Raw genomic sequence first — 2482 nt, forward strand, 5'->3', positions numbered from 1 at the left:
AATGAACCCAAATGACCCCTGTGATCCAGTCCAGGTAGCCGGTTACACAGGCTATGATGCCGGGAATGCGATATGGGCCGCTGCGGACTGTGACAGTGACGGAGTGACCAATGGGGAAGAGGACACCAATGGTGCAGATCCCTATTTGGCCCCTGTGGATACAGATACGGATTCCGATGGTATCCAAGATGTAGTTGATAATTGCCCATTTATTTATAATCCCGAACAAGAAGACTTTGATAATGATGGAATTGGCGATGTTTGTGATGGTGACATCGATAATGATGGTATACTAAATGAGGAAGACTTTTGTCCAACGACACTACAAGGAATTTTAGTGGATGAAAATGGCTGTGAGATTGTTTTAGGAGTGGATAATTTCGCAATTAAAACAACTGGTGAATCTTGCGTTGGAAGCCAGGATGGCAGTATCGAAGTAATTACCAAGGAGTTTTTGGATTATATAGCCATTCTTACTGATAGTGAAGGGAATGAAATAAGAAATTCACAGTTTAATTCCAACTTACTCTTAAATAACCTACCTCCAGATGTTTATAAATTGTGCTTTTCGATCGAGGGCAACTCTACAAATGAGCAATGTTATACGTTAAATGTACAGAATGTGGAACTTTTAGGTGTTGATTTAAATTCCATTGAACCGGAGAGCACCATAATTTTAGAACTTTCAGGCGCTAATCACTACACTGTGGAAGTCAATGAAAAAACCTATACAACTACAGATAGTCAGATTACATTAGTACTTTCTCAAGTTGAGAATAGTATCAAAGTCAGTACTGATAAAGATTGTCAGGGTACTTATGAGAAAGTTATTATACTAGGTGCCAAAGGGTTCGTTTATCCCAATCCTATTGACGATAAAGAGCTTACGGTTTATGTTGGACCCGCTGGCAATGAAATGGTACAGTTGAGTATTTTTGATAGCACTGGCTCTGACGTTAGCGTTCAAAATTTGGAATCTGATGAAAGCGGCTATGTAAAACTCAATATGTCTTCTTTATCGCAGGGGATATATTTCTTGACGGTCGTTACCAAAAGTGCATTGGCAAATTACAAGATCATCAAAAAATGAATTTGAAAACTATAATAAATACTAATTAAAAAATTGTTAAAACCGATATTAAGATGAACTATACAATTTTAATAAAAAGAGTGATGACTCTATCGACCTTTCTCTTGTTCCTATTGGGTGCCAATACGTTTGCCCAAACAGGGAACACAGAAGATTTTGACGGGGATAGTGTGGGCAACAATGTGGATCAAGATGATGACAATGATGGGATTCTGGATGCCAACGAATATGATTGTGCTATTGGAGGTTCTTCCTTAATTTGGGGAGATCCCGTGTGGACCGGTCCCGACCCAGGTACAGATGGCCCCGCCACTGCGAGCACGACAATCGACGGTACCGTAGTCACGGCTGACAATTCGAGCACAGATTTTGGAATACTAACCGACTATAATGCTGCAAATGGTACATCTTTTAATGGAACCGATGGTCTGTTGCTCAATTCTGATATAGGGGAGCTGGACGATAGTCCAATCATTTACGAGATACGGTTCGATCGACCTGTCACCGGACTTTCTTTTCGCGCGGTAGATATTGATAAGCGTTTAACGACTGAAGCCCCTGTTGGTAATCCATACACAGAACAACTGACAGTAAGTATTTTCAATGAAGGCGATGCCCTTACATTGAATCCCCTAGATTATACTGTGGGCAGTGCTGTAGACGAGGTTAGTAGTGGAGTTTTTGAAGGTAATTCATTGGTCGTTGGTAATACTGATATAGGTGACGTTATTTTCACCTTAAGCGAACCGGTTGATCGGGTGGTATTTTCCTTTTCCAACACTGAGGTAAGCACAAGTATTCAAAGCATGGCATTCTTAATTTCCGACCTAACATGGGATTGTGCTTATAGGGACTTTGATAGCGATGGGATACCCGATCATTTCGACACCGATAGTGATGCTGACGGATGTGCGGATGCCCTAGAAGGAGATGGCGGATTTACCTTAGCCAATTTGGATGGGGATAACAGTCTTGGTGATGCGGTGGATTTAGTAACTGGTATTCCTACCATCGCCGGTACAGGTCAGGCTGATGTAAGTAGTGTTAACGGAGCGGTAACTTCTGGAGAATGTGATGATGATGGGGATGGAGTGATTAATTCAACAGATGGTGTCAATGCTTCCGATCCCTGTCTTCCATTACAGGCTGCTGGGTACACAGGCTACGATGCCTCGAATGCCGTATGGGCCGCTGCCGACTGTGACAGTGATACTATACTAAATGGTGCTGAGGATACTAACGGGACTGATCCTTATAATACAGATACCGATGGTGATGGTATTGCAGATAATTTAGAGGCTGATGCTACTGAAGCGTTGGATTCTTGTCTTCCCGTACAAACCGCTGGTTACACGGGCTATGATGCCGGAAACGCCATATGGGCGGCTGCCG

At 42.4% G+C, this 2482-nt stretch carries 1 protein-coding gene and 1 pseudogene; both read left to right on the forward strand.

Annotated elements, in window-relative coordinates:
• Positions 1–1090: thrombospondin type 3 repeat-containing protein (locus tag RM706_RS16430; RefSeq protein WP_311353359.1), on the forward strand; the 1090-nt coding region annotated here is incomplete at its 5' end.
• A gap of 53 nt (positions 1091–1143) precedes the next feature.
• Positions 1144–2482: pseudogene (locus RM706_RS16435) on the forward strand (hypothetical protein); the annotation flags it as partial.

The sequence above is a fragment of the Croceitalea rosinachiae genome (assembly GCF_031846445.1).
GTDB classification, from domain to species: domain Bacteria; phylum Bacteroidota; class Bacteroidia; order Flavobacteriales; family Flavobacteriaceae; genus Croceitalea; species Croceitalea rosinachiae.